25 protein-coding genes and 1 pseudogene are annotated in these 23,453 nt (G+C 70.0%); 17 read left to right on the forward strand and 9 right to left on the reverse strand.

Going from position 1 to position 23,453, the window contains the following annotated elements; genetic code table 11:
- The first annotated feature begins 75 nt into the window (after positions 1–75).
- From ACFZBU_RS19325 to ACFZBU_RS19335, 3 genes are all read left to right on the forward strand, one after another.
- On the forward strand, positions 76–858 hold the full coding sequence (locus ACFZBU_RS19325; RefSeq protein WP_391584822.1) for a CoA transferase subunit A: 783 nt from the start codon (positions 76–78) through the stop codon (positions 856–858).
- Positions 858–1,487, forward strand: a complete 630-nt coding sequence (locus ACFZBU_RS19330) for a CoA transferase subunit B (RefSeq protein WP_391584823.1) — start codon at positions 858–860, stop codon at positions 1,485–1,487. The genes ACFZBU_RS19325 and ACFZBU_RS19330 overlap by 1 nt, the downstream gene beginning before the upstream one ends.
- Before the next feature lie 170 nt (positions 1,488–1,657).
- Entirely contained in the window at positions 1,658–2,635 is a 978-nt protein-coding gene (locus ACFZBU_RS19335; RefSeq protein WP_391584824.1) for a fumarylacetoacetate hydrolase family protein, read from the forward strand.
- Between the two features lie 169 nt (positions 2,636–2,804).
- On the opposite strand, the gene ACFZBU_RS19340 is transcribed toward ACFZBU_RS19335, so the two are convergent.
- The gene (locus ACFZBU_RS19340; protein WP_391584825.1) at positions 2,805–2,978 is read right to left on the reverse strand and encodes a hypothetical protein; all 174 of its coding nucleotides are present in this window, start codon (positions 2,976–2,978) and stop codon (positions 2,805–2,807) included.
- Positions 2,975–4,270, reverse strand: a complete 1,296-nt coding sequence (locus tag ACFZBU_RS19345) for an MFS transporter (protein ID WP_391584826.1) — start codon at positions 4,268–4,270, stop codon at positions 2,975–2,977. The genes ACFZBU_RS19340 and ACFZBU_RS19345 overlap by 4 nt, the downstream gene beginning before the upstream one ends.
- 347 nt (positions 4,271–4,617) lie before the next feature.
- Here ACFZBU_RS19345 and ACFZBU_RS19350 point away from each other — a divergent pair, with 347 nt between their 5' ends.
- Positions 4,618–5,091 carry a winged helix-turn-helix transcriptional regulator gene (locus ACFZBU_RS19350; protein WP_391584827.1) on the forward strand — a complete coding sequence of 158 codons (474 nt, stop codon included), beginning with the start codon at positions 4,618–4,620 and terminating at the stop codon, positions 5,089–5,091.
- A gap of 15 nt (positions 5,092–5,106) precedes the next feature.
- Here ACFZBU_RS19350 and ACFZBU_RS19355 read toward each other — a convergent pair whose 3' ends face one another.
- Both ACFZBU_RS19355 and ACFZBU_RS19360 read right to left on the reverse strand, forming a co-directional pair.
- A complete protein-coding gene (locus ACFZBU_RS19355) occupies positions 5,107–5,673 on the reverse strand; it encodes a hypothetical protein (RefSeq protein ID WP_391584828.1) in 567 nt (188 codons plus the stop codon).
- 70 nt (positions 5,674–5,743) lie between these two features.
- A complete protein-coding gene (locus ACFZBU_RS19360; RefSeq protein ID WP_391584829.1) occupies positions 5,744–6,097 on the reverse strand; it encodes a hypothetical protein in 354 nt (117 codons plus the stop codon).
- A gap of 560 nt (positions 6,098–6,657) precedes the next feature.
- Between ACFZBU_RS19360 and ACFZBU_RS19365 the strand changes: the two genes are divergently transcribed.
- Both ACFZBU_RS19365 and ACFZBU_RS19370 read left to right on the forward strand, forming a co-directional pair.
- Positions 6,658–7,179, forward strand: coding sequence for a GNAT family N-acetyltransferase (locus ACFZBU_RS19365; RefSeq protein WP_391584830.1), 522 nt, complete (start codon positions 6,658–6,660; stop codon positions 7,177–7,179).
- Between the two features lie 470 nt (positions 7,180–7,649).
- On the forward strand, positions 7,650–7,925 hold the full coding sequence (locus ACFZBU_RS19370) for a peptidoglycan-binding protein (RefSeq protein ID WP_391584831.1): 276 nt from the start codon (positions 7,650–7,652) through the stop codon (positions 7,923–7,925).
- 72 nt (positions 7,926–7,997) lie between these two features.
- Here the strand turns inward: ACFZBU_RS19370 and ACFZBU_RS19375 are convergent, their stop codons facing one another.
- On the reverse strand, positions 7,998–8,447 hold the full coding sequence (locus ACFZBU_RS19375; protein WP_391584832.1) for a LysM peptidoglycan-binding domain-containing protein: 450 nt from the start codon (positions 8,445–8,447) through the stop codon (positions 7,998–8,000).
- 455 nt (positions 8,448–8,902) lie between these two features.
- Between ACFZBU_RS19375 and ACFZBU_RS19380 the strand changes: the two genes are divergently transcribed.
- The 5 genes and pseudogenes from ACFZBU_RS19380 to ACFZBU_RS19400 form a co-directional block, all read left to right on the forward strand.
- Positions 8,903–10,009 carry an alcohol dehydrogenase catalytic domain-containing protein gene (locus ACFZBU_RS19380; RefSeq protein ID WP_391584833.1) on the forward strand — a complete coding sequence of 369 codons (1,107 nt, stop codon included), beginning with the start codon at positions 8,903–8,905 and terminating at the stop codon, positions 10,007–10,009.
- 105 nt (positions 10,010–10,114) lie between these two features.
- Positions 10,115–11,152, forward strand: coding sequence for a cyclase family protein (locus ACFZBU_RS19385; RefSeq protein WP_391584834.1), 1,038 nt, complete (start codon positions 10,115–10,117; stop codon positions 11,150–11,152).
- Between the two features lie 380 nt (positions 11,153–11,532).
- Positions 11,533–12,012, forward strand: coding sequence for a MarR family winged helix-turn-helix transcriptional regulator (locus ACFZBU_RS19390; RefSeq protein ID WP_020555350.1), 480 nt, complete (start codon positions 11,533–11,535; stop codon positions 12,010–12,012).
- 318 nt (positions 12,013–12,330) lie between these two features.
- Entirely contained in the window at positions 12,331–13,284 is a 954-nt protein-coding gene (locus ACFZBU_RS19395; RefSeq protein ID WP_391584835.1) for a protein kinase, read from the forward strand.
- 182 nt (positions 13,285–13,466) lie between these two features.
- A pseudogene (locus ACFZBU_RS19400) lies at positions 13,467–13,625 on the forward strand (PQQ-binding-like beta-propeller repeat protein); the annotation flags it as partial.
- Between the two features lie 109 nt (positions 13,626–13,734).
- Here ACFZBU_RS19400 and ACFZBU_RS19405 read toward each other — a convergent pair.
- Both ACFZBU_RS19405 and ACFZBU_RS19410 read right to left on the reverse strand, forming a co-directional pair.
- Positions 13,735–14,184 carry a hypothetical protein gene (locus ACFZBU_RS19405; protein ID WP_391584836.1) on the reverse strand — a complete coding sequence of 150 codons (450 nt, stop codon included), beginning with the start codon at positions 14,182–14,184 and terminating at the stop codon, positions 13,735–13,737.
- Complete coding sequence (locus ACFZBU_RS19410) at positions 14,181–14,447, reverse strand: hypothetical protein (RefSeq protein WP_391584837.1); 267 nt, start codon at positions 14,445–14,447, stop codon at positions 14,181–14,183. Before ACFZBU_RS19410 ends, ACFZBU_RS19405 begins: the two co-directional genes overlap by 4 nt.
- 389 nt (positions 14,448–14,836) lie before the next feature.
- On the opposite strand from ACFZBU_RS19410, the gene ACFZBU_RS19415 reads away from it, so the two are divergent.
- Complete coding sequence (locus tag ACFZBU_RS19415) at positions 14,837–15,634, forward strand: Scr1 family TA system antitoxin-like transcriptional regulator (RefSeq protein ID WP_391584838.1); 798 nt, start codon at positions 14,837–14,839, stop codon at positions 15,632–15,634.
- Positions 15,613–15,810, forward strand: a complete 198-nt coding sequence (locus ACFZBU_RS19420) for a DUF397 domain-containing protein (RefSeq protein ID WP_391584839.1) — start codon at positions 15,613–15,615, stop codon at positions 15,808–15,810. Before ACFZBU_RS19415 ends, ACFZBU_RS19420 begins: the two co-directional genes overlap by 22 nt.
- Before the next feature lie 130 nt (positions 15,811–15,940).
- On the opposite strand, the gene ACFZBU_RS19425 is transcribed toward ACFZBU_RS19420, so the two are convergent.
- Complete coding sequence (locus tag ACFZBU_RS19425; RefSeq protein WP_391584840.1) at positions 15,941–16,402, reverse strand: GNAT family N-acetyltransferase; 462 nt, start codon at positions 16,400–16,402, stop codon at positions 15,941–15,943.
- A gap of 68 nt (positions 16,403–16,470) precedes the next feature.
- Between ACFZBU_RS19425 and ACFZBU_RS19430 the strand changes: the two genes are divergently transcribed.
- A complete protein-coding gene (locus ACFZBU_RS19430; protein ID WP_391585141.1) occupies positions 16,471–16,794 on the forward strand; it encodes an HD domain-containing protein in 324 nt (107 codons plus the stop codon).
- Positions 16,795–17,267: 473 nt separating this feature from the next.
- On the opposite strand, the gene ACFZBU_RS19435 is transcribed toward ACFZBU_RS19430, so the two are convergent.
- On the reverse strand, positions 17,268–18,083 hold the full coding sequence (locus ACFZBU_RS19435) for a coniferyl-alcohol dehydrogenase (RefSeq protein WP_391584841.1): 816 nt from the start codon (positions 18,081–18,083) through the stop codon (positions 17,268–17,270).
- A gap of 260 nt (positions 18,084–18,343) precedes the next feature.
- Here ACFZBU_RS19435 and ACFZBU_RS19440 point away from each other — a divergent pair, with 260 nt between their 5' ends.
- The 3 genes from ACFZBU_RS19440 (at position 18,344) to ACFZBU_RS19450 (ending at position 23,115) form a co-directional block, all read left to right on the forward strand.
- On the forward strand, positions 18,344–19,255 hold the full coding sequence (locus tag ACFZBU_RS19440) for an enoyl-CoA hydratase/isomerase family protein (protein ID WP_391584842.1): 912 nt from the start codon (positions 18,344–18,346) through the stop codon (positions 19,253–19,255).
- Positions 19,252–20,277 carry a TIGR03617 family F420-dependent LLM class oxidoreductase gene (locus tag ACFZBU_RS19445; RefSeq protein WP_391584843.1) on the forward strand — a complete coding sequence of 342 codons (1,026 nt, stop codon included), beginning with the start codon at positions 19,252–19,254 and terminating at the stop codon, positions 20,275–20,277. Before ACFZBU_RS19440 ends, ACFZBU_RS19445 begins: the two co-directional genes overlap by 4 nt.
- A gap of 1,167 nt (positions 20,278–21,444) precedes the next feature.
- Entirely contained in the window at positions 21,445–23,115 is a 1,671-nt protein-coding gene (locus ACFZBU_RS19450; RefSeq protein WP_391584844.1) for an MFS transporter, read from the forward strand.
- The last annotated feature ends 338 nt before the right edge of the window (positions 23,116–23,453 follow it).

Raw genomic sequence — 23,453 nt, forward strand, 5'->3', positions numbered from 1 at the left:
GAAGGAGGGGGTGGGGGGCGGATCGGCCGGCGCATAGCGTCGGTGGGTCGGGCTGGTGGGGTGATCGGAGTCGGTATGGACAAGGTGGTCGGTACGGCCGAGGCGGCGGTGGCCGATATCGGGGACGGGGCCTCGATCGCGGTCGGCGGGTTCGGTCTGTGCGGGATTCCCTCGGTGCTGATCGGTGCCCTGTACGCGCAGGGTGCCGGCGATCTGCGGGTCGTCTCCAACAACTGCGGCGTGGACCGATGGGGCCTCGGCATCCTGTTGCACGCCGGCCGCATCTCGCGTGCGACCGGCAGCTATGTCGGCGAGAACAAGGAGTTCGCCCGGCAGTACCTCTCCGGCGAAATCGAACTCGAACTCACTCCGCAGGGCACCCTCGCCGAACGGCTGCGCGCGGGCGGCTGTGGCATCCCGGCGTTCTTCACGCCGGCCGGAGTCGGCACCCAGGTCGCCGAGGGCGGTCTGCCCTGGCGCTACGACGCGGCCGGCAACGTGGTGGTGGCCTCGCCGCGCAAGGAGGTGCGCCTCTTCGACGGTGTCGAGTACGTGCTGGAGGAGTCGATCACCACCGACTATGCGCTGGTTCGCGCGGTCCGCGGGGACCGCCACGGCAACCTGGTGTTCGACAAGTCGGCGCGCAACTTCAACCCGCTCGCCGCGATGGCCGGCCGGATCACCGTTGCCGAGGTCGAGGAACTGGTCGAACCGGGCGAACTCGACCCGGACGCGGTGCACCTGCCCGGCGTGTTCGTCCAGCGGGTGGTGGTGCTGAGCGCGGCGCAGGCCGCCGAGAAGCAGATCGAGAAGACCACGATCACCGCGCCGGCGGCGCGGGGGACGGTGCGCGACTGATGGCCTGGACCAGGGACGAGATGGCCGCGCGGGCGGCGACCGAGCTGACCGACGGCTCGTACGTCAATCTCGGGATCGGGCTGCCCACACTGGTGCCCAACCACATCCCGCCCGGCGTGCACGTGGTGCTGCACTCGGAGAACGGCCTGCTGGGGGTGGGACCGTATCCCGCCGAGGACGAGGTCGACCCGGATCTGATCAACGCCGGCAAGGAGACCGTCACGGTCCTGCCGGGCGCCTCCTTCTTCGATTCGGCGCTGTCCTTCGGGATGATCCGGGGCGGCCACATCGACGCCGCGATCCTGGGCGCGATGCAGGTCAGCGCGGTCGGCGACCTGGCGAACTGGACCATTCCCGGCAAGATGATCAAGGGCATGGGCGGCGCGATGGACCTCGTGCACGGCGCCCGTCGGGTGATCGTGCTGATGGAGCACGTGTCCCGCAAGGGTGACCACAAGATCGTCGAGACCTGCACGTTGCCGCTCACCGGCAAGCGCTGTGTCCAGCGGATCATCACCGATCTCGCGGTGCTCGACGTGACCGAGCGCGGCCTGCTCCTGGTCGAGACCGCCCCCGACGTCACCGAGGACGAGGTCCGCGCGAAAACCGGCGCCGAACTCCGGACCTGAGCCGACGCGTCGGGAGCCGCCGGTCGCGCGCCGAGCGCTCTCGGCCGTTCGGCGGACGGCGGGCGGCGACCCGGCCTGCGCCGATGTGATCATTTAGCGACGGTGATCATGTGGCGACACCGACACACCGTCGCCGGTCCTCGGTACGTACGGAACAAGGAGCAACAATCGTGAAGTTCGCGACCTTCGACCTGAATGGCTCGATCCTCTCCGGGGTGGTGTCGAGCGCCGGCGACACCGTGCACCCGCTGCCGGCCGGCGAAACGTTGCTCGGCCTGATCGAGCGCGGCGCCCGGGAGTTGCGCGCGGCGGGCGAGCAGGCCCTGTCGAAGCCCTCGGTCCCCCTCGCCGACGTGCGGTTGTTGCCGCCGCTACAGCCGCCCACCGTGCGTGACTTCGTGGCGTTCGAGGAGCACGTCGAGGGCGTTGCGATCACCGTGCAGGGGCCGGACGCGACGGTGGTGCCCGAGTGGTACGAACTGCCGACCTTCTACTTCACCAACCCCTACGCGATCATCGGCCCGGAGGACGTGGTGCCGATGCCGCCTGGGTCGAGCGTGCTCGACTTCGAGTTGGAGGTCGGCATCGTGATCGGCCGCGCGGGCAAGGACCTGACGGTCGAGCAGGCGGCGGAACACATCGTCGGCTACACCATCTTCAACGACTGGTCGGCGCGCGACCTCCAGGCCCGCGAGATGCGGGTCGGCCTGGGTCCGTGCAAGGGCAAGGACACCGCGACCACGCTCGGCCCGTGGCTGGTGACCGCCGACGAGTTCGAGGCGTACCGGGATGCCGACGGCTTCCTGGACATCGCGTTGCGCGCGTCGGTCAACGGTGTCGAGATCGGCCGCGACTCGCTGGTCAACATGGGCTGGCCGCCCGCCGAACTGGTCGCCTACGCCTCCCGCGGCACCTGGATCCGCCCCGGCGACGTGCTGGGCACCGGCACCTGCGGCAACGGTGGCTGTCTCGGCGAACTGTGGGGCCTGGGCCGGGAGTTGCCGCCGCTGAAGCCGGGCGACACGGTTGCCCTCACGGTCGAGGGGATCGGGACGCTGAGCAACACGGTGGTCGAGGGCGCCGCCCCGCAGCCGATCCCGGCCGCGCGCAAGCGCCCGCGCACCCGCAGGGACACCTTCGACGCGTGAGACGGAGGTCGGGCGGCGAGGCGACCGGTGACCGGGCGACCGGCCCGCGTTGCCAGGCGCCGGGTGACGACGCCGGGTGACGACGCCGGGCGACGCATAGGGCGCTTCGGTGTCTCCCTCCCGCCGCGCGCCTGCCCGCCCCCGTCCGCCGCCCGGCCGCCCGGCTGTTTCAGCTGTTCACCCGAGCGAGCACGGCCGGCACCCGTCGATGCCCCGCCTCGTCGGGTGCCGGGCCGAGCTTCGCGAAGAGGTTGCGGTTGTGCTTGTCGACGGCGCCTTCCGGAGGTCGGCGGCGGGGTGGGCAGTTGCGCGTCGGCGGCGTGATCGTGAACGTGCTGCTCACGGTGTGACGGTCGGCCCGGGTGACGCGCCGTCCTGCCGAGGCTTCCGGAGCGAATCCACTGCCCACACCGTCAGCGCCAGGGCTCCGAAGGCCGCGCCCAGCAGGCACACCGCCGGCCAGCCGGCCGCCGCGTACAGGGTGGTGGAGGCGATCGCTCCGCCGGCGCTGCCGATCGAGTAGAAGATCATGTAGCCGCCGATCAGCCGGCTGCCGGCGTTCAGGCGCAGCGGGTGGATCAGCGTCTGGTTCGTCACGTGTACCGCCTGGACGGCCAAGTCGAGCACGATCGTGCCCACCACCAGCGCCCACAACGACTGGCGGGTGAACGCGAGCGGCAGCCAGGACAGGGTCAGCAGAACCAGGGCGACCCCGGTGACCCGGTTCGCGTGGCCCCGGTCGCTCAGACGGCCGGCCGGGATCGCCCCCAACGCGCCGGCGGCGCCGGCCAGGCCGAAGGCGCCGATCGCGGTGTGCGACAGGGACAGCGGCGGCTCGCTCAGCGGGAGGGCGATGCTGCTCCAGAGGGTGCTGAAGGCGGCGAAGATCAGCAGCGCGAACAGGGCCCGGACCCGGAAGAGGCGCTCCTGCGCGAACAGGGTCAGCGTCGAGAGGAGCAGCTCCCGGTAGCTCGGCCGGTCGCCACCGGACGCCACGACCCGGTCGTCGTGTCCGCGGGGCAGCACCCGGTACAACGTCCCGGCCAGGGCCAGGGACAACGCGGCGGAGCCGAGGTACACCGCACGCCAGCCCGCCAGGTCGGCCACCGTGCCGGAGACGGTGCGGGCGAGCAGGATGCCGATCACGACGCCGCTGGTGACCACGCCGACGACGCGACCGCGTTCGGCCGGGGCGGCCAGCGAGGCGGCGTGGGCGACGACCGTCTGGGTGACCACGGCGAGCAGGCCGACGCCGATCATCGCGACCAGCAGCAGCGCGGCGTGACCGGCCAGGCCGACGGCGGCCGACGCGACGGCGAGCAGGGCGAATTGGCCCACGATCAGCCGGCGACGGTCGATCAGGTCGCCGAGCGGGACGAGCAGGAACAGCCCGAGCCCGTAGCCGACCTGGGTGAGCGTGACCACGACGCCGACGGTGCCCGGCGCGAGACCGAGGTCGCGCCCCATGGTCACCAGAAGCGGCTGGGCGAGGTAGACACCGGCCACGGCAACACCGGCCGCGACCGCAAACAGAAGCGTCTGCCCCTTGGAAAGCCCCCGCGGCCGGCCTGTCTCCGCCCCGCCGGGCGGTACCGCCTCATCGGCCGCCGCGCGCGCCCTGCCGGCCCACCGCATTCCGTCCGCCTGTGCGTCATCGACCCTCCCTGCCTCGTCGACCCGCGCTCCTTCCACCCCGGCTTCGCCCGTCCGGGCCTTGCCGACCCGCGTCGCCCGATCGCCCCCCGCGCCGGCCGTGCGCGCCTTGCCGGCCCTCACCCCGTCCGCCCCCGGCCGGTTCGTCCCCGCCCCGTTCCGCCTCGGAGGGCCCTGCTCGGTCGCTGCCATGCAACGCTCCTCATGCCTCGTCGCCTCCCGCATCTGGTTGCAAGTTGCTACCTGGTGCAGGTTAGACGAGCTTGGTAGCATGTTGCAACCAGGGTGGGAGTGGGTGGCCACCCGACACGAGGCAGAAGGGGTCGGTCATGGTGCAGCGCACACGGTTCGACGAGAGCACCTGTCCGGTGGCGCGCTCGGTGGATGCGATCGGCGACTGGTGGTCGTTGCTGATCGTGCGCGACGCGTTCGACGGAAGCCGACGATTCGGCGAGTTCCAACGCAGCCTGGGTGTGGCCAAGAACATCCTCAGCGCACGACTGCGCACGCTGGTGGCCGGCGGGATCCTGGAGGTGGTCCCGGCGTCGGACGGAAGTGCCTACAACGAGTACGTGCCGACCGCCAAGGGCCGCGACCTGTTCCCCGTGATCGTCGCGCTGCGCCAGTGGGGCGAGGCGCACTGGTTCGAGCCGGCCGAGCCGCAGTCCAGGCTGCTGGATCGACGCCACGGCCGCCCGCTGCGAACCCTGGAGGTACGCGCCGCGGACGGCCGTCGGATCCGACCGGAGGACACGCAGGTGGAAAAGGTGCCGGAGCACACCGAGGCGGACCGGGCCGAGTGAGCCCGGCTCGCCCGATCACCGCTCGGAGATCGACACCAGCCCGAGGCACGCGAGCAGATCGAAGAACAGGTGTTGTACGAACGGGTCCCGCTGGAGGCCGAACAACTTCAGGATCGGCTCGGCGCGGACCCGGTATCCGGCCGCCGCCGCCCACCGCACCGCCGCCTCGGCCACGCGCGGCCGATCCTCCTCCAGCCACGCCGCGGCCTCGTCCCGGAAGCGGGCGAAGTCGCCCTGCTGCCCGGTCCTGTTCCACCGGTCGTCGGCCAACTGCGTGGCGGCGCTGCCCGGATCGAGCCAGCCCTCCCAGAAGTCCGTCCCGCTCAGCCCCTGGACGTGCGCGACATCGCTCTCGACCACCCCGCAGACCAGCACGGGCGAGCCGGTCCGGGCGGCCAGATCGGTCAGCCAGGGCCCCTGGAAGGCGTACGGGTCCTCGAAATGGCGCACGTGCACAGCGCGCCAGCCGTCCGCGTAGGACCACTCGCCGTAGATCGGATGTCCGTTTCCGCCGACGTAGGGCGCCAGGTCCGGCAACGGCGTCCGTGCGCGTAATACGACGATGTCCCCGTTGAATCCCATGGCCCACCCCTTCGGTCGCGATGTCCGTTGGGGTTCAACGTAGATACCGCGTCCGACAACCGACCGGGTGTCAGGTCCGCGTGCCGACGACCTGCTCCACGGCGCTGGTACCGCTGCCCTCCCGAGACTCCCACTCCCATGTCTCCTCCAGCCGGATCCGACCGTCTGGCAACACCACGACGGCACTGACACAGTGCCCGGATGCGGTGGTGCCGGACCGGTTGAGCTGCGTGTAGCGGAAGTCCAGGGTGTCCCCGTCCCGGGTGCCGATCAGGTGGCCGCGCACGATGTCGCCACCGCTGTACTCGGCCCAGACCACTCCGTCGGCCTCGTGATACGTGAAGAACGTGGACGCGTCCACCTCACCGTGCTCGGGACGATCGAGCGGGGCGAAACCGAGTCCGTCCAGGGACGGTGCGGGCATGGGGTTCCTCCTGGGTGGTCGGGCGATGGAACGGGAGCGCACTCGGGCGCGCCTCGGCGCACCCGCGTGCCCAAGTCTGCTGCAAAGCCCCCGAGTTCCCACGCGCGGATACCGGGGGCACAAGGACGCACCGGCACGGACGCACGGAACGCGCGGCCGCCTCGACGCGAGCAGCGTGGGCGCGGGCCGCCGCGATCGGCGCCGCGGGGCGCGACTGACGGCCGCGCGGCGGGGCCGGCCCACGCGCCGCGCCGGCCTACGCGTCCGGCAGGCCCTGCCGGCGCCATTTCCCGACCCGGCGCGGGTGGCCCGGGAGTTCGGTACGGCCGGTACACCACAGCAGGGCAGTCCCACTCCAGTCCGCCCGCCCGGCGGGACCAGTCCCGTTCGCCCTCGGTGGCCTCGGCCGATGCCGCGACGGCGCGTACGACCGTCGATTCCACGTCCTGTGCTGCCTGTGTTCCCATCCGGCGATAGATACCGGGGTGGGTGCGAGGGCGCATGTGCATTTGCGTCAGGATGGGGGTTCTGCCGGCCACCGCGTCCCCGGAGAGAGCGCCATGACCACCACCGCCGCCGCCCCCACGGCCTTGACCATCGTGCCGATGCGGGCCGAGCACGCCGACCGGGTGCTCGCGATCTATCAACTCGGCATCGACACCGGGGACGCCACCTTCCAGGAGCGCGCGCCGGAGTGGGCGGAATTCGACGCGGGCAAACTGCCGGACCACCGATTCGTCGCGCTCGACCGGAGCACCGGAGCGGTACTCGGCTGGGTGGCCGCGAGCGAGACGTCCAAGCGCGCGGTCTACCGCGGCGTGGTGGAGACCTCGATCTACGTCCACCCCGACGCGGCGGGCCGGGGAGTGGGCCGCGCCCTGCTCGCCGCCCAGATCGACTCCACCGAGGCGGCCGGCGTATGGACCATCCAGGCCGGCATCTTCCCGGAGAACACCGGCAGCCTGGCTCTGCACACGGCCCTGGGCTTTCGCGTCATCGGCACGCGCGAAAGAGTCGGCCGCCACCACGACCGGTGGCGCGACGTAACCCTCCTGGAACGCCGCAGCCCGACGATCGACTGATCCGGCGGCCGCCTGATCCGGCGGCGCGGCGGCGGGTCGTCCTCGACTCGGTCGCGGCCTCGGACGCCGGTCGCGGCACCGGACTCCACGGGGCCATCGGATTCCTCCGCGCTTCGCCGAATCGATCCGGGTGACACGGTCCTCGGTTCGTCCCACGATCGGCGCAACCCACGGCACGCGGGTGCATGTGTCGCCGGTGGGTGTCGGCCCCGAGACCCCGGCCGAATCGCCGGATCACTCCCTCGCGGTTACTCCTTCGGGGGGTGCCGATGACATGCGGTTCGTACCGCCTTGTGTTCCGCTGGGACGGGCGCGAGCGATCAAGGGAACGGCCGCGAGCAATCACGGCGGAACCGAAGGTGTCGAACCGAACGCACGACGCCCGTGGTCGCGCCGAGCGAGCCGCGCTGCGGCCGAGCGACCGAAACCGCGCCCGAAGACGGAAACCACGCCATGTGAAGGAGCCGACCATGCCCGGCGAGATCAATCAGCCCTGCAACTACAGCGTCCAGAGGCCCACGATCAAGCGTGGTTCCACGGGAGACGCGGTCAAGCAGGAGCAGTGCTACCTCAACCATTCGTTGACCGGGGACCAACTCGACGAAGACGGCGTGTTCGGGCCGGTGACCGAGGCCGCGACGCGCAGGTTCCAATCGTGCGCGGATATCACCGTCGACGGCATCTGCGGCCCGCAGACCTGGTCGTTCCTGACGTTCTGGGCCAACGCGTCGGACTTCGTCTGCTGACCCCCCCGACGCGGGCCGAACGGATAGGGGGTGAACGGCGGTTGGGATCCCAACCGCCGTTCACCCGTGTTCTCAGGCCTGTGCCGGTGCCGACTTGGCGACGATCAGCCGCTGGCCGACGTCGATCCGGTTCGGGTCCGGGATGCCGTTCAACTGGACGAGGCGCTCGATCGTCGTCCCGTACTTGCGGGCGATGGCCGTGAGCGTGTCGCCGGACTTCACCGTGTAGAAGGTGTCGTGTGGTGTGGGGGACTCGTTGACGATGAGCCTTTGGCCGGCGTCGATTCGGTCCGGGTTGGGAATTCCGTTCCACTTGACGAGCTGCTCGATCGTCGTCCCGAACATGCCCGCGATGGCCGTGAGCGTGTTACCGGACTGGACCGTGTAATGGGTGACATGCACCGTTTTTGTCGACATGTCGGCCAACTTAACCCGGGTGTTCCCTCCTCGCGCGGAGGCGCGCCCGTCCGTGTCGTTCTCATTGCGCCGTGCCGGTGACGGGTCGGGGGAGCGCGCCGCCATGGCGGACGCTGTGAGTCGTCGGTTCCGTTCCGGGGCCGGGCAACCGGCACTCCGCCATCCGGACGCCCTGCCACCCGGACGCTCCGACGCCCGGACGTCGCGCGAGCCGGACGCTCCACAGCCCGGCCGCCCCGACGCCCGGGCGTCGCGAGACCCCGTCCCCGGCACTCCGAGATCCGAGAGACTCCGATACTCGGACGGCTGCCGACGCGGTCCTCCCGGGGCGCGATCGTGCGGACGGTATGCGCCATGCGGCCGTGTCGCCCGGCGTCGTTCCGCAGCCGACGGTCCGTCAGATCCTGGGTCCGGTATGCCTTGACCTCTTCGGCGCGCGGTGAATAATCGACATCGTTGTAGTGATCAAGGATGTGGAAGTTCGGCTTGGGGTGGGCCGGTCCGGTGCGCGGCGAACACACCTCGCGGCGGGCCGTCCGCCCGGAACGAGGAGACGGTACATGCGCGCGATCCTGCACACCGCCACGGGCGCCGAGATCCGGGACGACGTCACCGTCCGTGACCCGGAGGCCGGTGAAGTCCTGGTGCGGATCGTCGCGACCGGGGTCTGTCACAGCGATGTCAGCGTGCTGGAGGGCGTCATCGAGTGGCCGACGCCGTCCGTGCTCGGACACGAGGGTGCCGGCATCGTGGAGAAGGTCGGTGCGGGAGTCGGTTCGGTGGCGCCCGGCGACCACGTGGTGATCACCACGATCGCCGCGTGCGGGATGTGTCGGCACTGCCAGACCGGACACCCCAACCGCTGTCGGCAGACGCTGGGCAACCGGGGCACGCCGTTCGCGATCGGCGACGAGCCGGTGTGGAACTTCGCCGGCGCGTCCACCTTCGCCGAGCTGACCCTGGTCAAGGAAATCCAGTGCGTGACCATCCCCAAGGACGTGCCGCTGACCTCCGCGTGCCTGGTCCCGTGCGGCGTGGTCACCGGCGCGGGTGCGGTGCTCAACCGGGCGAACGTACTGCCCGGCCAGACCGCGGCCGTGATCGGCCTCGGCGGGGTCGGCCTGTCCGCCGTCCAGGCGCTCCGGCTCAAGGGCGCAGGCCGCGTGGTGGGCATCGACACCGTGCCCGGCAAGTTCGAGTTGGCCGGCAAGTTCGGCGCGACCGACTTCGTCAAGTCCGGGAAGGGCGTGGACGTCGCGGACGAGATCCGCACCCTTTTCCCGTTCAGTGACGAGGTCAAGGTCGGCGTGTTCGGCGCGGGCGGCGTGGACTGGATCTTCGAGTGCACCGGCATCCCGGCCGTGCTGGAGAACGCCATGGAGGCGCTGGACTGGGGCGGCACGCTGATCGCCGTCGGCCAGCCCGCGCAGACCGCGACCGCCAACATCCGGATCGCCAACCTGCTCCAGTGCGACCGGGGCATCCTGGGCACGCGCGCCGGCGGCGTGCGTCCGCACGAGGACATTCGGGCGATCGTCGAGCTGTACCGCCAGGGCAAGTTCGACCTGGACGCGCTGGTTTCCAAGGTCTACCCGGTCGACGGCTTCCACGACGTGCTCGACGACATGCACAACGGACGGATCGCGCGCGGCGTCATCGCGTTCTGAGGCCCGCCCGGACCGGACCGCCCGGCCGGATCGCCGATCCGCCCGGCCCGCCCGCCGGATGCGGATCGCCGATCCGCCCGGCCGCCCGAGAGGACCGCCCGACGCATGACGGACGACACCCGATCCGACCCGGACACAACCGCGCCCGGGGCCGAGCCCTCGCGTGGAACCGGATCCGAAACCCCGCCCGGTGACGGGCCCTCGCTCGGGTCCGAACCCGCGACCGGGGACGACCCCCCGCCTGCCGCCGGCAACTGGGGGCGCTGGGGCGCCGAGGACGAACGCGGGGCGCTGAATCTGATCGAGCCCGCCGGGGTCCGGGCCGCCGCCCACGAGATCCGGACCGGGCGGTCGTACTCGCTCGCCCTGCCCATCGTGCGCGGCAACCAGCCCGCCTTCGACTTCCGGGGCACGCCGCAGCGGCTGACGCTGGTGAGCCAGACCGACGCGATGTACGAGGGGTTCGAGGGCGGCGACGACGTCGGTTCGAACGAGGATGTGCTGATCATCCCGTCGCACAACCTCACGCACATGGACGCGCTGTGCCATGTGCAGGCCAAGGGGCGTTTCTACAACGGCTTCCCGGCCGACAGTTTCCGCTCGCACACCGGCGCCGGCCGCTGCGGGATCGACAAGCTCGGCGCGTTCGCGACCCGGGCGGTGCTGCTCGACCTGCCGCGGCACTTCGACACGCCGTACCTGGAGGGCGGATACAAGATCACCGGCGCCGATCTGGCCGGGTGCGCCGAGCGGCAGGGGGTCGAGGTCCGCTCCGGCGACGCACTGCTGGTACGCACCGGCTACCTGGACGAGTACCGGGCCACGGTCGCCTCGGGCCGCGAACCCGCGTTCGCCCAACCCGGTCTCTCGCTCGACGCGGTGGAGTACGTTCGGGCCCGCGACATCAGCGTCGTCGGCGCGGACAACAGCGCGATCGAGTGCATTCCGTTCGATGATCGGTTTCTGTCGGTACACATCGCGTTGCTCGTCGAATCCGGTGTTCCGCTCCTCGAACACCTGTGGTTGACCGACCTTGCCGAGGCCATGGCGGAAGCGGGCGCCTATTCGTGTCTGTTGTGTGTCGCCCCGCTTCCGGTCACGGGCGCAACGGGTAGCCCCATCAATCCGGTTGCCATTGTCTGATCGTCTGACGACTGACATAGTCCATGGGCAGGTCGTCTCGGTCTCGTTTCCTCCGTCGGGACCGAGGCGACCGCTTAGGCCGGACGTATAACCGGGCCACTGGGCCGGGCCGCATAGCGGCCGTAACAGGGCCGCTCGCCCGCTCGCCGCGGATATCAATCATGTCTGATCACACCCGATCGCGAGTGTGCCGCGCGTGTACCGCTGTGTACCGCAGACCTCGCCGTGCGCTGATCTCGCCGAACCGAAGCCCCGTTCGTCGCTCATCCGCCAATGCGACCTTTGGTCGCGATGTGCGCCGGGTTCGGAATCCGATCCGAGTTATGCACGTTATCGCACGGTATTAAATTGACGCAGTCAAGGACTGCTATCATGGTCGGGTGAACTCCACCGAAAACGTCGAAGCGATCCAGCGGGCGCTGGAGGCCCTGCTTCGGCGCCACGCCAGCCGCCGAGTGTACGCGGGCCAGGCCGCCGCGGCGGGCGCGACCATCTCGCAGCCCGCCTATGTGCTGCTGCGCCGCATCGAGAAGCAAGGCCCGCTCCCCATGGGGGAGTTGGCGCGCATGACGAACATGGACCCGGGCGCGACCGCGCGCCAGGTGGGTCAACTGGAGCGGGAGGGCTACGTACGGCGTTCGCCCAGCCCGGACGACGGGCGGGTCAGCCTCGTCTCGCTCACGCCGCGCGGCGACTCGGTCCGACGACGGCTCAACGACGTCATGGATCGACGGATGAGCGAGATGCTCGACCGCTGGAGCGACACGGACCGCGAGACGTTCGCCACGCTGTTGCAACGATTCGTCGAGGAGATGGCCCAGGGCGAGATCCCCGCGGCCGTCGAAGATCCCGCCGTGTGAGTACGGCCGGGGCTGTCTGACTATTCGTCATATTCCAAATTGCCAGGGCTTCTTGTCGGAGACACTCGACAAGAAGCCCTGGCTATTTGCCGGTCGGCGCACATTACCGGGTGGAGCACCTCCTGTACGGTCACCGATTTGTGTCGGCGCCCCCTCGGCCTCCTATCGGCGTATCGCGTATCCGACCTCTGCCACGTCCAACCGGGGAAGTCGAGGATCGGAACCCCCGTTCGACGTTGTTTCCGCAGCTCGACTTCACATGCGTAACCCCGACGCGGCCGACTCCGCGGTGGATGTGATGACACTTCCGGTGCGGCGTTGTTCTTCCGCGAGGCCCGGACCGCAGGGACCCTGCACCACTCCGGTGTGGTCACCGTGCACGACCTCGGCCAGGACGAGGCGGACGGGTCGCCGTTCCTGGTCATGGAGTTCCTTCAGGGCCGTGACCTGGCGTCGGTGCTGCGCTCCGACGGCGCGGTTTCGGTTGGGGCCGCGGTGGAGTGGACCGCGCAGGTTGCCTCGGCGTTGGCGCGTGCGCACGCGGCGGGGGTGGTGCACCGTGATCTGAAGCCCGCGAACCTGATGCTCACCGACGACGGCGATGTGAAGATCCTGGACTTCGGGATCGCACGGTTCACCGAGTCCACGAACCGGTCGAGCATGGTCATGGGCACCCTCGCGTACATGCCGCCCGAACGCTTCCACGAGCAACCGGGCGACGCCCGATCCGACCTGTACTCCCTCGGCTGCGTGCTGCACGAACTCCTGACGGGCAACGTCCCGTTCGACGTCAGTGGCCCGGTCGCGACGATGAACGCGCACCTCCGCCGCATCCCCACCCGCCCCGGGGAGCACCGCTCGGACGTGCCCGCGGCCCTCGACGACCTTGTGCTCGCCCTCCTCGCCAAAGACCCCCGGGACCGGCCCGCCACCGCGGACGACGTCCGACGGCGCCTTCGCGCCCTCACCATCCCCGCACCCTCGACAGCCACGCCGGGGACCCGCGCCGACGAACCGCCGCCCACGGCACGACTCGCCGCCCCGGCCCGCCCATTCCCCGCCGAAGACGCCATCCCCCGAACGCCGACGCACCCACCGCCATCGGACCGGTCGCGGGCACCTCGCCCGGGTACGCGCCCGCCGTCGTCCCCGGCTTCGGATTTGCCGCGCACAAAGAGGACGAGCTCGGACCCGGCGCCCCCGGGAGCACGCCACTGCGGCCGGGCCGTCGCCGGTTCCTGTGGCTCGCCGCCGGCACCGCAACCGCGCTGACGGCAGGCGGCATCACCGCAGCCCTCACCCTCGGCGACGGACCCGACAGCCGGGAAAAGCCACGCCCCGCCGCCACCGGCGACGACCACGCCACCACACCACCGCCGGCGACGGAGCACACCATCGCGACACGAGGGTGGACCTACACCACCGGGGAGCGCGTCATCTCGTCGCCGACGGTGGTGAACGGGGCGGTGTACGTCGGCAGCTACGACACGAACGTGTACGCGCTCGACGCGGCCACGGGCGCCAAGAAGTGGGCCTACACCACCGGGGGCCGCATCGTCTCGTCGCCGACGGTGGTGGACGGAATGGTGTACATCGGCAGCTTCGACGGAAAGGTGTACGCACTCGACGCGGCCACGGGCGCGGGCCCGCTTGAGGGCGAGATCTGCGACGTCGCAGTCGTAGCGCGCGCGGATGGCGTTCGGCCTGCGTGTGGTCGCGGCGTCATCGTCGCGCTTCGATCGGAAACGGCGGGTCCGTCCAGTCCGCCACCGGGCCCAGCAGGCAGTCGACCCGTTCGAGGTCGGACAACATCGCGAACCACGCGGGGCCGTTCGGCGGTCGGACGGTGGCCAACGTGCCATTGTCCACCGCCCACAACTCCACGAGCAGGCCCGCCGGCCGCTTCGTCGCGTCCTCGACACCGGTGTACCCGACACGCCGGTGCGGGATCGGGGGAGGGGGCCCCAGGATGACCAAGTCCATAACCTGGCACGTGAATTCGAGGCCGCTGCGCAGACGGAGGTGGGCCTGCCGACCCTGTACGTCCATCAGTGTGCCCTCACGACTCGAATAGGCGTCCCGACACCACGCGTGTCGGTAGTGCTCGAAGAACGCGCGGCCCTTGTCGAGGTCCTCCTGCGTACTCCCCGAAAGCCGCGCTCGGATCGTCATCGCGGGTACCGCCCGTCCGAGTGGAGCGCGCGAAACCGCAGCGACAACCGCCAGGAGCGCCAGGACCGCCACAGGCGACGCGGGCGCAGGCGCCGCAGCAGCGCCGGGTGTGCGGAAAGCGGGCGGGCATCGGCATCCGGTCCGGCGACCTCCTGCCGGGCCGGCTGCCGGGCCGGCAAACACAACCGCTCGACCTGCCGATCGGGATCGGCCGCCGATGCGGGTGCGGAGTTTTGCCGGGTCCATCCGATTCGATCTGTCATCGTGGTGACGTGTCCTTTCCGGTTTGGCCGGTTCGGGGCACGTAGAGGGCGAGACGCTGTCCAGGCATTCACTCGCCCTCTACCTCCCATCTTTCGTCGCGCCGCCGTTCGACCACGAAACGGGACGCGCCGACTCCCGCACCCCGCGCGGTAGGTCGGGGAGGGGATTCAGGTCGAGCCGTGGCGTACGAAGCAGTTAGTCGCGCGCCGGAGTGGCCCCTTCGATTGCGGTGGGTGCTTATTCGGCCACTCTGTGATCCAGGATCGGCCAATCGGTCTAGTCTCTGAAGAAGCCCGTCGTTGCGGATGCAATTGGAACGAAAAGGGGTACGCGTGTGCGATTCAGGGAGCGTCGGACCGATCCGACAAACGGATCACCGCGGCAACGCGTGGCCGCTCAGATTCGTGAGCACCGCACGCGAGCCGGCATGTCCGTAACGGAGTTGGCCGATGTCGTGGGCTACAGCAAGGCGTCGATGAGCCGCTTCGAAACCTGTGACAGTCCGGTTCCCGAAGAACTGTGCCCGAAGCTCGATGCCGCGTTCGGCACGAGCGGTCTGTTTACGGCCATGTTCGAGATGCTGCGCGGCGTACGGTTCCCGGATCGGTACCTGGAATACATGGCTTTGGAGAACGACGCCGTGGGTCTGAGGGAGTGGGCAGGGTTCCGCATTCCCGGACTGCTCCAGACTCCGGCCTACGCGCGAGCGGTCTTCCGGGAGGCGGACCGGGGCGCAACCGATGAAGAGATCGAAGCGCGCGTCGCGGCCCGGATGGGCCGACGCGCAATCTTCGACAAAACCCCGAGCCCGTACTTCACGGCGATCCTTGACGAGTCGGTCCTACGCCGCTGGATCGAAGGGCCGGTAGTCATGGCGGAACAACTCGCCGCCCTCTTGCCGATCATGGACCACGAGCACGGCATCGTCCGAGTTCTGCCACTTCACCGTGGCGGACTCTGCCTGAGCGAGGCAACGCAGATCGCGATCGAGTTGGAGGACGGCACGTCGCTGATCTACGTGGAAGGTAGCGCGAGCGGACAGATCCTGGAGGATCCGGACGTCGTCAGCATGCGCAGGCGGGCCTACGATCGGGCGAGTGCCTACGCCCTGACCCCGAGGGAATCGGCAGCCATGATCCGCGCGGCAATCAAGGAGTACGAGGCATGCACGCAACCCCTGACCTGAGCGCCGCTGCTTGGCGCAAGTCCAGTCACAGCAACGACGATCAAGGCGCGTGCGTCGAGGTCAGCGACGACTTCCCCGGTCTCGTCCCCGTTCGTGACAGCAAAGACCCGAGCGTGGGCCACCTCGTTGTCCCGGGAGCCTCGTGGGCTGCCCTCACGGCGGCCCTGGCCGTCTGACGAACGCCGATGTCCCGTCGCCCGATTCGGTGGGCGACGGGGCATCTCGTCTACCGCGTACGGTCGGTGCCGGTCTCTTCACCGGCCCGGCCGCCGAGTTGCAACGCGTCCTTGTACGCGAGCGCTTCGGTCACTGCGTCGGCATCCGAGGGCGGTAGAGGTAGAACAGCTCGGGGTCGCCCTCGTCGAGGCCGTGGAGAAGGCCGACCGGACTCCATCCGGCCTTTTGGAGCAGTCGCTGCATCGGCTGGTTGGAGACGTTGGTCGACGTGAAGAGCTTCGGAGTCGTACACGAGGCAGCAGCGGCGTCCAGCAACCGACGACCGACTCCTTTGCCGCGGGCCGATGGGGCCACCATCAACATCGTGACGAAGCCCTGTTCGAAGAAGGTGTGCTCGACCACGCAATAGCCGAGCAGACCGGACGCGTCCTCCGCCACGACCGCCAGGCCCTCCCGGCACCACTCTCGGATGCTCGCCTGCCGTCCGGTGTCGCCTTCGATCGCAACCGTGTCGATTCCGATCAGCGCATCCGACTCCGACTCACTCGCGCGGCGCACACCGAACCCACCGAGGTCCATTGCCTTGTCCATGAGCCCATGCTGTCAGCTCGCACCGGGAGCGGATTGCATGACGGGAAGCCACCGCGCGTGCGTTGCCAGTGCCGCGCCCGGCAACGTTTGCCCCGCCGCGGCGCCCGGCACGGCACCTCGCCGCCCCACCGAAACGTCCGAGTACTCCGGTACGAGAACGTTCCGGGCACGCGGGTCAGGTGCGGCCGGCGGGCGAGCCGTTCGTCGAGCACTTGTTGGAGGTCGTACGCGTTCTTGTCGAGGCCCTGGGTGTCGTCGATGTCGACGTTCTGCGAGCGGCGATCCTGCACGATGTGGTCGAGGACACCGCATGCGCCGGAGGCGGTGAGGACCGGTTTCGGCTACCGGGTCGCGGAGTTGGTCGAGTGGGTCACCAAGCCGGAGCCGGCTGAAGGTGAGTCCGCGGCCGAGGCCCGGGAGTCCTATCCGAGCCGCTTGTAGAGCGCGCCGACCGACGCGGTCGTGGTGAAGCCGGCGGATCGCCTGAGCAACGTCCAGCGCTTGGACTGCATCCCCGACCCGAGAAACGCGGCTCGTACTACCGTGAGACGGCGCGAACCATCGTCCCGCTCGCCCAGAGCCACCCGTGGTTCCGCCAGTGGTATACGACCTGGCTCGAAACCTTCGCCCACCTGGCCCCTGCCGCTCCCCACGAGCAATCCGGCTGACGCCGGGCCCGGAAAGCGCGTTGGTCCCGGCGCGGGTGCGGGGGTCCACCACGCGAGGGACCCGGGTGTGGGCAGCCTCGTAGTCCCGCGGCCTCCTGGACGGCTCTCGCGCCGGCACCGACTCTTGACGAACGCCGTTGCCCCGCCGCCTGGTTCGGTGGCCGGCGGGGCACCGCGCGTCGGGTGTCGCTCGCCGGTTATGCGAGGCCGGAGAAGTCGAGGTTGCCGACGGTGAGGCCGGCGTTGAAGCCGCCGTCCAGGTTGATGTTGACGCCGTTGACGAAGCCGGAGGCGTCCGAGCCCAGGAACGCGAGTGCGAGGGCGACATCGCGGCCGGTGGCGAGTCGGCCGTTGCCCTGGGAGATGTTCCAGTCGATCACCTTGTCGGAGATCGTCTTGCGGAAGTCCGGCAGCAGCGGGGTGTCGATCGGCGACGGGCACACGCTGTTGATCCGCAGGCCCTTTGCGGAGGCCGTGCGGGCGTAGTGCATCGTGTAAACCTGGACGAGTTCCTTGCTGTAGCTGTAGGCGTCACTGCCGAGTTCGTTGCTCGCGAGCCATTCCTGCGCGGCGTCCCAGTCCTCGATCGCGATCAGTTGCTTGATCGCCTCCAGGTGGGCCGGCCACGAAATGCCCGCGATCGAGGCGGTGTTCACGATTGCCGCGCCCTCGGGCAGGGCGTCCTTGGCCACGAGTGCCTCGGTCAACCGGCGCAGCGAAAGGTAGTTGATCGCGAACACGGCGGGTGCGGGCAGGGTGCCGGCCACGCCCGCGTTGTTGAACAGCGCGTGCACCGGGCCCTCGATCGCGGCGACGGCGGCGTCCACGGACGCGGGGTCGGACAGGTCGGTCCGGATGAACGTCTGCGCCGAACCCGTCGGCTCGTTGACGTCGAGCACGGTGATGTGCTCGGCACCCTGCTCGGCCAACACCTCGACCAAGGCCGCCCCCACACCCGAGAAGCCCCCCGTGACGACAACGCGCTTACCCTCGAACCCGAACGGGTTGGTCATGGTGGAGTCCCCTCGTGACAGTGTTTGACCAGACCCTAGGGATCGCTCCTTGATCTGGTCAACAATCTGCCGGGTTGCCGGGTTGCCGGGTTGCCGGGTTGCCGCGTCGCTGCGTATCTGCGTCGGTGGGTCGCTACGTCGGTGGCCGTGCCGCCATCGCTGGGTGGGATCCGGGTGGGCGATCGAAGACGCCGTCGGGCCCGGTCGTGCGCCCGAAAGTTACGCTTGACCATGTCAAGGAATCGGCCTACCGTCCCAGAGTGATCCGATTTGCCATCCGCGACGGCGTCGCCGTCGTCACGCTCGATCGACCCGACCTGCTCAACGTGTTCTCCGGAGGGATGGGCATCGCGTTGGGGGACGCCTACGCGCGCTGCGATGCGGACGATGCCGTGCGGGCGGTGGTGCTGACCGGTGCGGGGCGGGCGTTCTGCGCGGGCGCCGACATGTCGCCGGCTGCGGACACCTTTGCGGGGCCGGGGGAGGGGTCGGGTTCAGGGGAGAATTCGGGATCGGGATCGGGATCGGGGCCGGAGTCGAGGCCGGGGCCGGGCTCGGGATCCGGTGCGCGGGCCTTCAGCGCGTCGCCGGTGCAGCCGCCTGCCTGGGCGGTGCGCAAGCCGGTCATCGCGGCGATCAACGGGCACGCGATCGGCATCGGGTTCACCCTGGCGATGCAGTGCGACATCCGGATCGTGGCCGAGGACGCCAAGTTGGCGATTCCCCAGGTTCGGCGCGGGATGGTGCCCGACGCCCAGTCGCACTGGACGGTGCCGACCGCGACATCGCGGGCGGTGGCCGCCGACATCCTGCTGACCGGGCGTACCTTCCGCGGGAGCGAGGCGCTCGCGCTGGGGCTCGCGTCGCGTGCGCTGCCCGCGGCCGAGGTGCTGCCGGCTGCGATGGAGATCGCCCACGATATCGCCACCAACGTGCACCCGGTGTCGGCCGCGCTGACCAAGCGCCTGTTGTGGGCGGACGCCGGCCGGGACGAGGTGGAACGGCTGGAAACCGCGTACCACCGCATCCTGATGGGCACCGACGACGCGCGCGAGGGCCCGCGCGCCTGGTCGGAACGGCGCGCGCCGCGCTGGAGCGGCACGGTCACCGGCGCGTGGGACCGTGTACGCGAAGCGGAATCCGCGGAATCCTCTGTACAGGAGAACAAGTGACGCCCCCTCAGCTCGATGTCATGGCAGCCGGCCTCACCCTGCGCGGCATGCAACGCGCCGCAGCCGCCACCGAGCGGGCCGGCTTCGACGGGCTATGGCTCACCGAAGGTGGCCGCACCGCGTACACCGCCGCGACCGCCGCGGCGCTGGCGACCGAGAGCCTCACCGTCGGCACCGGCATCGCCGTCGCGTTCGCGCGCAGCCCGATGGTCACCGCGTCGGCGGCCTGGGAACTGTCCGAGGCCACCGGCGGCCGATTCGTCCTGGGCCTGGGCACCCAGGTGCGACCGCACATCGAGCGGCGCTACTCGGCCGAGTTCGACCGACCGGGGCCGCGACTGCGCGAATACGTCGGCGCGCTGCGGGCGATCTGGGCGGCCTTCCGAGGCGAGGAACGACTGCGCTTCAAGGGCGACTTCTATCAATTCACGCTGATGACACCGGAGTGGACGCCGGGCGGCTCGATCGCCGACCCGCCGATCTACCTGGCCGGGGTGAACCCGTGGATGTTGCGGATGATCGGTGAGGTGGCCGACGGCCTGCACATCCACCCGCTGCACAGCGTGCGCTACATCCGCGACGTGGTCCGTCCCCAACTCGCCGCCGGCGGCGCGGCCGAGGACTTCGCGCTGGTCTGCCCGGTGATGACCGCGACCGGCGACACCGAAGAGGAGATCGAGGCCGAACGCGCCAAACTGCGCATGCGGCTGGCCTTCTACGGCTCGACGCCCGGCTACGCCAAGGTCTTCGAGACGCACGGTTGGGACGACCTCCAGCCCCGCCTGCACCGCCTCTTCGGCGCCAAGGACCGCGCCGGCATGGCCGCCGCGATCGACGACGAGGTGCTGGACACCCTGACGGTAAGCGCCCCGTGGGACGGCCTGGCGGAGGCCCTGATGAGCCGATACCGCGGAGTCGCCACGCGCGTCGTCGCCTACTCGGCGGTGAGCACCTGGCGCGAGGACACCGAGTCGGTCGAACGCTGGACGGAGGTCGCCTCGGCTTTCCACGACCTGGGGTGAGGGTTGGGAGAGGGAGGGGGCGCGGGGTGCGAGGTGCTGGGCGGGGCCAGGGAGGAGTCGGGGACTTCGGCCGGGGGAGGGGTCGGGGACTTCGCGGCTGCGCCTGGAGGTTGGTTGGCGGAGCGTGCTTCGGCCGGGGCCGGGGCCGGGGGCGGGGGCAGGGGCAGGGCTTGGGCTGAGATCGGGGATTTGGCTTGGGTCGGGATCGGGGCTGCGCGGGGCCGGCCCTCGGGTCGCAGGCTGCCGGGGTGCGAGATGCGGGATGCCGCCCTGGGTGGGTCGGCCGTTCTCGGCCGGCGGTCGCGCTTTGGTGGGCAGCGGGTGGCTTTGTGCTAACCGGTCCACGCCGACCGGTTAGCACAAAGCCACCCGCGCCCCACCCGACCAAGACGCAACGTGCATCGTCGGGCATGGGGCTGCCGGTAGCCGACCCATCCGGGAAAACGCGTCGCCCCCAGGCAGCCCCGCGAGGCCACGGCCCGGGTCCGGCCCCGGACGGCCCCGCCACCCTCCAACCGAAGCCACCCGCGTCCGCCCGTCCCGCCCCCACGCGCAGAAGCCACCCATCCTCGCCCTTCCCGCCCCACCAATGCGCAGCCGGCCATCCGCACCCGCGCCCGACCAAAACGCAGCAGCGGCCCCCCGACCCTCGACCCCGGCACCCCGCTCCAGCGCCCCACCCCACTCCTGCACCCTGCCCCAACCCCACCTCCAACCCAACCCAACCCAACCCAACCCACCGAGCCCAGTCCAACCCTCAGCGGACCCAACCCCACCCCACCGAGCCCAACCCTCAGCGAACCCAATCCAGCCCAACCCAACCCAACCCACCGAGCCCAGCCCAGCCCTCAGCGGACCCAACCCCAACCCCAACCCACCCCAACCGCGACAGTTAGCTGACGGGTCGTCAGGGAATTTTGCCGCATATCGGGATCAAACGGCCCACGGCTCGGTTGTTGCTCTTCCCCGCACCTCGCCGCCGTGCTAAACACTGTCAACCAGTTCGGCTGGAGTGCACCGATCCGGTTGGCAGCGTCCACGAGATGCGCGCCCGCCCCATCGAGGCCGAGCGGCGCTTTGCCCCCAAAGATTCCGTACAAAACCGGACGTGTCGCAGTGGTGACACGTGTCCGGCGCGCGCCCCTGCACAGAACGGAAAGTACCGGTATGTCTGCGACCGTTGAAGTATCCGCGAAGCCGCCGGAGCCCGAATCCGACCCGTCCTCGGTCGACACCGGTCGGCTGGAGGGCGTGTCCAAAGGCCGAGTCCTGGCCGTCCTGGCCGTCGTGGTCATGTTCTCCGAGGTCGTGCCGCTCCAGTACGCGATGATCTCCTCGGCTGTGCCGGAAATCGCGCCGTCGTTCCGGTCCGTCGGCGAGAGCATCACGTGGATGGTGGTGATCCTGGGCCTGGTCGGTGGCGCGGTCAGCCCGCTGATCGGCAAGCTCTCGGACGTCTACGGCAAGAAGCGGCTGCTGCTCGCGACCAGCGTCTCGTTCCTGCTCGGCTCGCTGATCTGTGCGCTCACCAGCTCGTGGCCGCTGTTCCTGCTCGGCCGCGCGCTCCAGGCGGTCGCGTTCGGCATGACCGCCGTCGTGTACGGGCTCATCCGCGACCTGATGCCGCGCAAGTTCATCCCGGTCGCGATCGGCGTCTCGGCCACCGGCCTCGGGCTTTCCGCCGCGCTGGCGCCGGTCGTCGGCGGTGTGCTCACCGAGCACTACTCCTGGCGCTCGCTGTTCTGGTTCCTGGTCGTCTACATGCTCGTGCTGATCCCGCTGCTGCTGGTCGTGGTGCCGGAGTCCAAGCTGCGCGTCCCGCAGAAGGTGGACTACGTCGGCGGCGTCATCCTCGGTGTCGGGCTCGCGCTGATCCTGCTCTACATCAGCCAGGGTCAGGCCTGGGGCTGGGGCAAGCCGTCCGCGTTCGGATACGCGGTCCTCGGCGTCGTGGTGATCGGTCTGTGGGTGTTGTGGGAGAAGCGGGTGGAGAACCCGATCATCGACCTCAAGCTGCTGACCGCCCCGCGAGTGGCGCTCGTGCTCGGGATCGCGTTCCTGGCGAACATGATCATCGGCATCCAGAACTACCTCACCAGCTACATGGGCCTGACCCCGGACAACGTCAAGCAGAGCACTCTGGACAAGTACGGCGACGGCGCCGTCCAGGGCGCCAAGGCGATGGGCGCACCCGAGGCGATGTGGGCGGGAATCGCCGACCAGGTCAAGGCGGCCGTCTCGTTCAACGACTCGCTCGACTACGCACTCGGCTTCACCCTGCTCGGACTCGCCCTGCACGTACTGATCTGGCAGTCCATGTCCAGCATGATCGCCGGCCCGCTGGCCGGGCTGTGGGGGCAGCGTCGGGGGCTGCGGATGCCGATGATCGTCGGTGTCGCCACGCTGACCGTCGCGGGCTTCATGTACCTGTTCCTGCACGACTCGTGGCAGCTCATGCTGATCTGCGGCGTGGTCTACGGCATCGGCTTCGGGATGTACTACGCCGCCGCGCCGAACCTGATCATCGAGGCCGTACCGCAGGAGCAGCAAGGCATCTCGTCCAGCATGCTGGTGGTCGCCCAGTCGTTCGGCGCCTCGGTCGGTGTCGCGCTGCTGTCGCCGATCTTCACCAACAACCGCCTACAGATCACCGGTCCCTCGCCGACCGGCCAGGGCATGGCCACCGTCGACGCATGCGACCCGCGTGGCTGTACCTACACCACGGACGCCTTCACCACCGGCTTCTGGATCCTGATCGTCTGCGGCGTGCTGGCGCTCGTGATCGCGCTGCTGATGAAGCACGGCCGCAAGCCCGCCACGGGCGGCCTGCTGCACTGAGCGGCCGGCCGCAACCAAGCGGGTCGGTAACCGTCGAAGCGGCCGGCCGTCGTAGTCGGCCGCTCGGCGCGAGCGACCGACACAGCGTCAGGGCCCGGATATCCGAGGGGGATACCCGGGCCCTGACGGCACGTCACCTACCGCGCGGCCCGCCGACCGACTACTGCCGACCACCGACCACCGACCACCGACCGCCGACTGCCGCGCTCGGCCACCCGATCCGCCGACCACCGCTCTCGGCCGCCAGATCCGCGGACCACCACTCTCGGCAGCCCGATCCGCCGACCACCACTCTCGCCCGCCCGATCCGCCGATCGCCGCCCTCGCCACCCCCTCGC

Source organism: Embleya sp. NPDC008237 (assembly GCF_042956465.1).
In the GTDB taxonomy this organism is placed as follows: domain Bacteria; phylum Actinomycetota; class Actinomycetes; order Streptomycetales; family Streptomycetaceae; genus Embleya.

What these genes read in the sequence shown, in the direction of transcription:
- ACFZBU_RS19420 (WP_391584839.1), top strand. Translation starts at nt 15,613, where the DNA reads ATGCACGCAACCCCTGACCTGAGCGCCGCTGCTTGGCGCAAGTCCAGT.
- ACFZBU_RS19410 (WP_391584837.1), bottom strand. Translation starts at nt 14,447, where the DNA reads ATGACAGATCGAATCGGATGGACCCGGCAAAACTCCGCACCCGCATCG.
- ACFZBU_RS19435 (WP_391584841.1), bottom strand. Translation starts at nt 18,083, where the DNA reads ATGACCAACCCGTTCGGGTTCGAGGGTAAGCGCGTTGTCGTCACGGGG.
- ACFZBU_RS19330 (WP_391584823.1), top strand. Translation starts at nt 858, where the DNA reads ATGGCCTGGACCAGGGACGAGATGGCCGCGCGGGCGGCGACCGAGCTG.
- ACFZBU_RS19405 (WP_391584836.1), bottom strand. Translation starts at nt 14,184, where the DNA reads ATGACGATCCGAGCGCGGCTTTCGGGGAGTACGCAGGAGGACCTCGAC.
- ACFZBU_RS19370 (WP_391584831.1), top strand. Translation starts at nt 7,650, where the DNA reads ATGCCCGGCGAGATCAATCAGCCCTGCAACTACAGCGTCCAGAGGCCC.
- ACFZBU_RS19325 (WP_391584822.1), top strand. Translation starts at nt 76, where the DNA reads ATGGACAAGGTGGTCGGTACGGCCGAGGCGGCGGTGGCCGATATCGGG.
- ACFZBU_RS19380 (WP_391584833.1), top strand. Translation starts at nt 8,903, where the DNA reads ATGCGCGCGATCCTGCACACCGCCACGGGCGCCGAGATCCGGGACGAC.
- ACFZBU_RS19360 (WP_391584829.1), bottom strand. Translation starts at nt 6,097, where the DNA reads ATGCCCGCACCGTCCCTGGACGGACTCGGTTTCGCCCCGCTCGATCGT.
- ACFZBU_RS19425 (WP_391584840.1), bottom strand. Translation starts at nt 16,402, where the DNA reads ATGGACAAGGCAATGGACCTCGGTGGGTTCGGTGTGCGCCGCGCGAGT.
- ACFZBU_RS19350 (WP_391584827.1), top strand. Translation starts at nt 4,618, where the DNA reads ATGGTGCAGCGCACACGGTTCGACGAGAGCACCTGTCCGGTGGCGCGC.
- ACFZBU_RS19345 (WP_391584826.1), bottom strand. Translation starts at nt 4,270, where the DNA reads ATGCGGTGGGCCGGCAGGGCGCGCGCGGCGGCCGATGAGGCGGTACCG.
- ACFZBU_RS19355 (WP_391584828.1), bottom strand. Translation starts at nt 5,673, where the DNA reads ATGGGATTCAACGGGGACATCGTCGTATTACGCGCACGGACGCCGTTG.
- ACFZBU_RS19365 (WP_391584830.1), top strand. Translation starts at nt 6,658, where the DNA reads ATGACCACCACCGCCGCCGCCCCCACGGCCTTGACCATCGTGCCGATG.
- ACFZBU_RS19385 (WP_391584834.1), top strand. Translation starts at nt 10,115, where the DNA reads ATGACGGACGACACCCGATCCGACCCGGACACAACCGCGCCCGGGGCC.
- ACFZBU_RS19375 (WP_391584832.1), bottom strand. Translation starts at nt 8,447, where the DNA reads ATGGCGGCGCGCTCCCCCGACCCGTCACCGGCACGGCGCAATGAGAAC.
- ACFZBU_RS19450 (WP_391584844.1), top strand. Translation starts at nt 21,445, where the DNA reads ATGTCTGCGACCGTTGAAGTATCCGCGAAGCCGCCGGAGCCCGAATCC.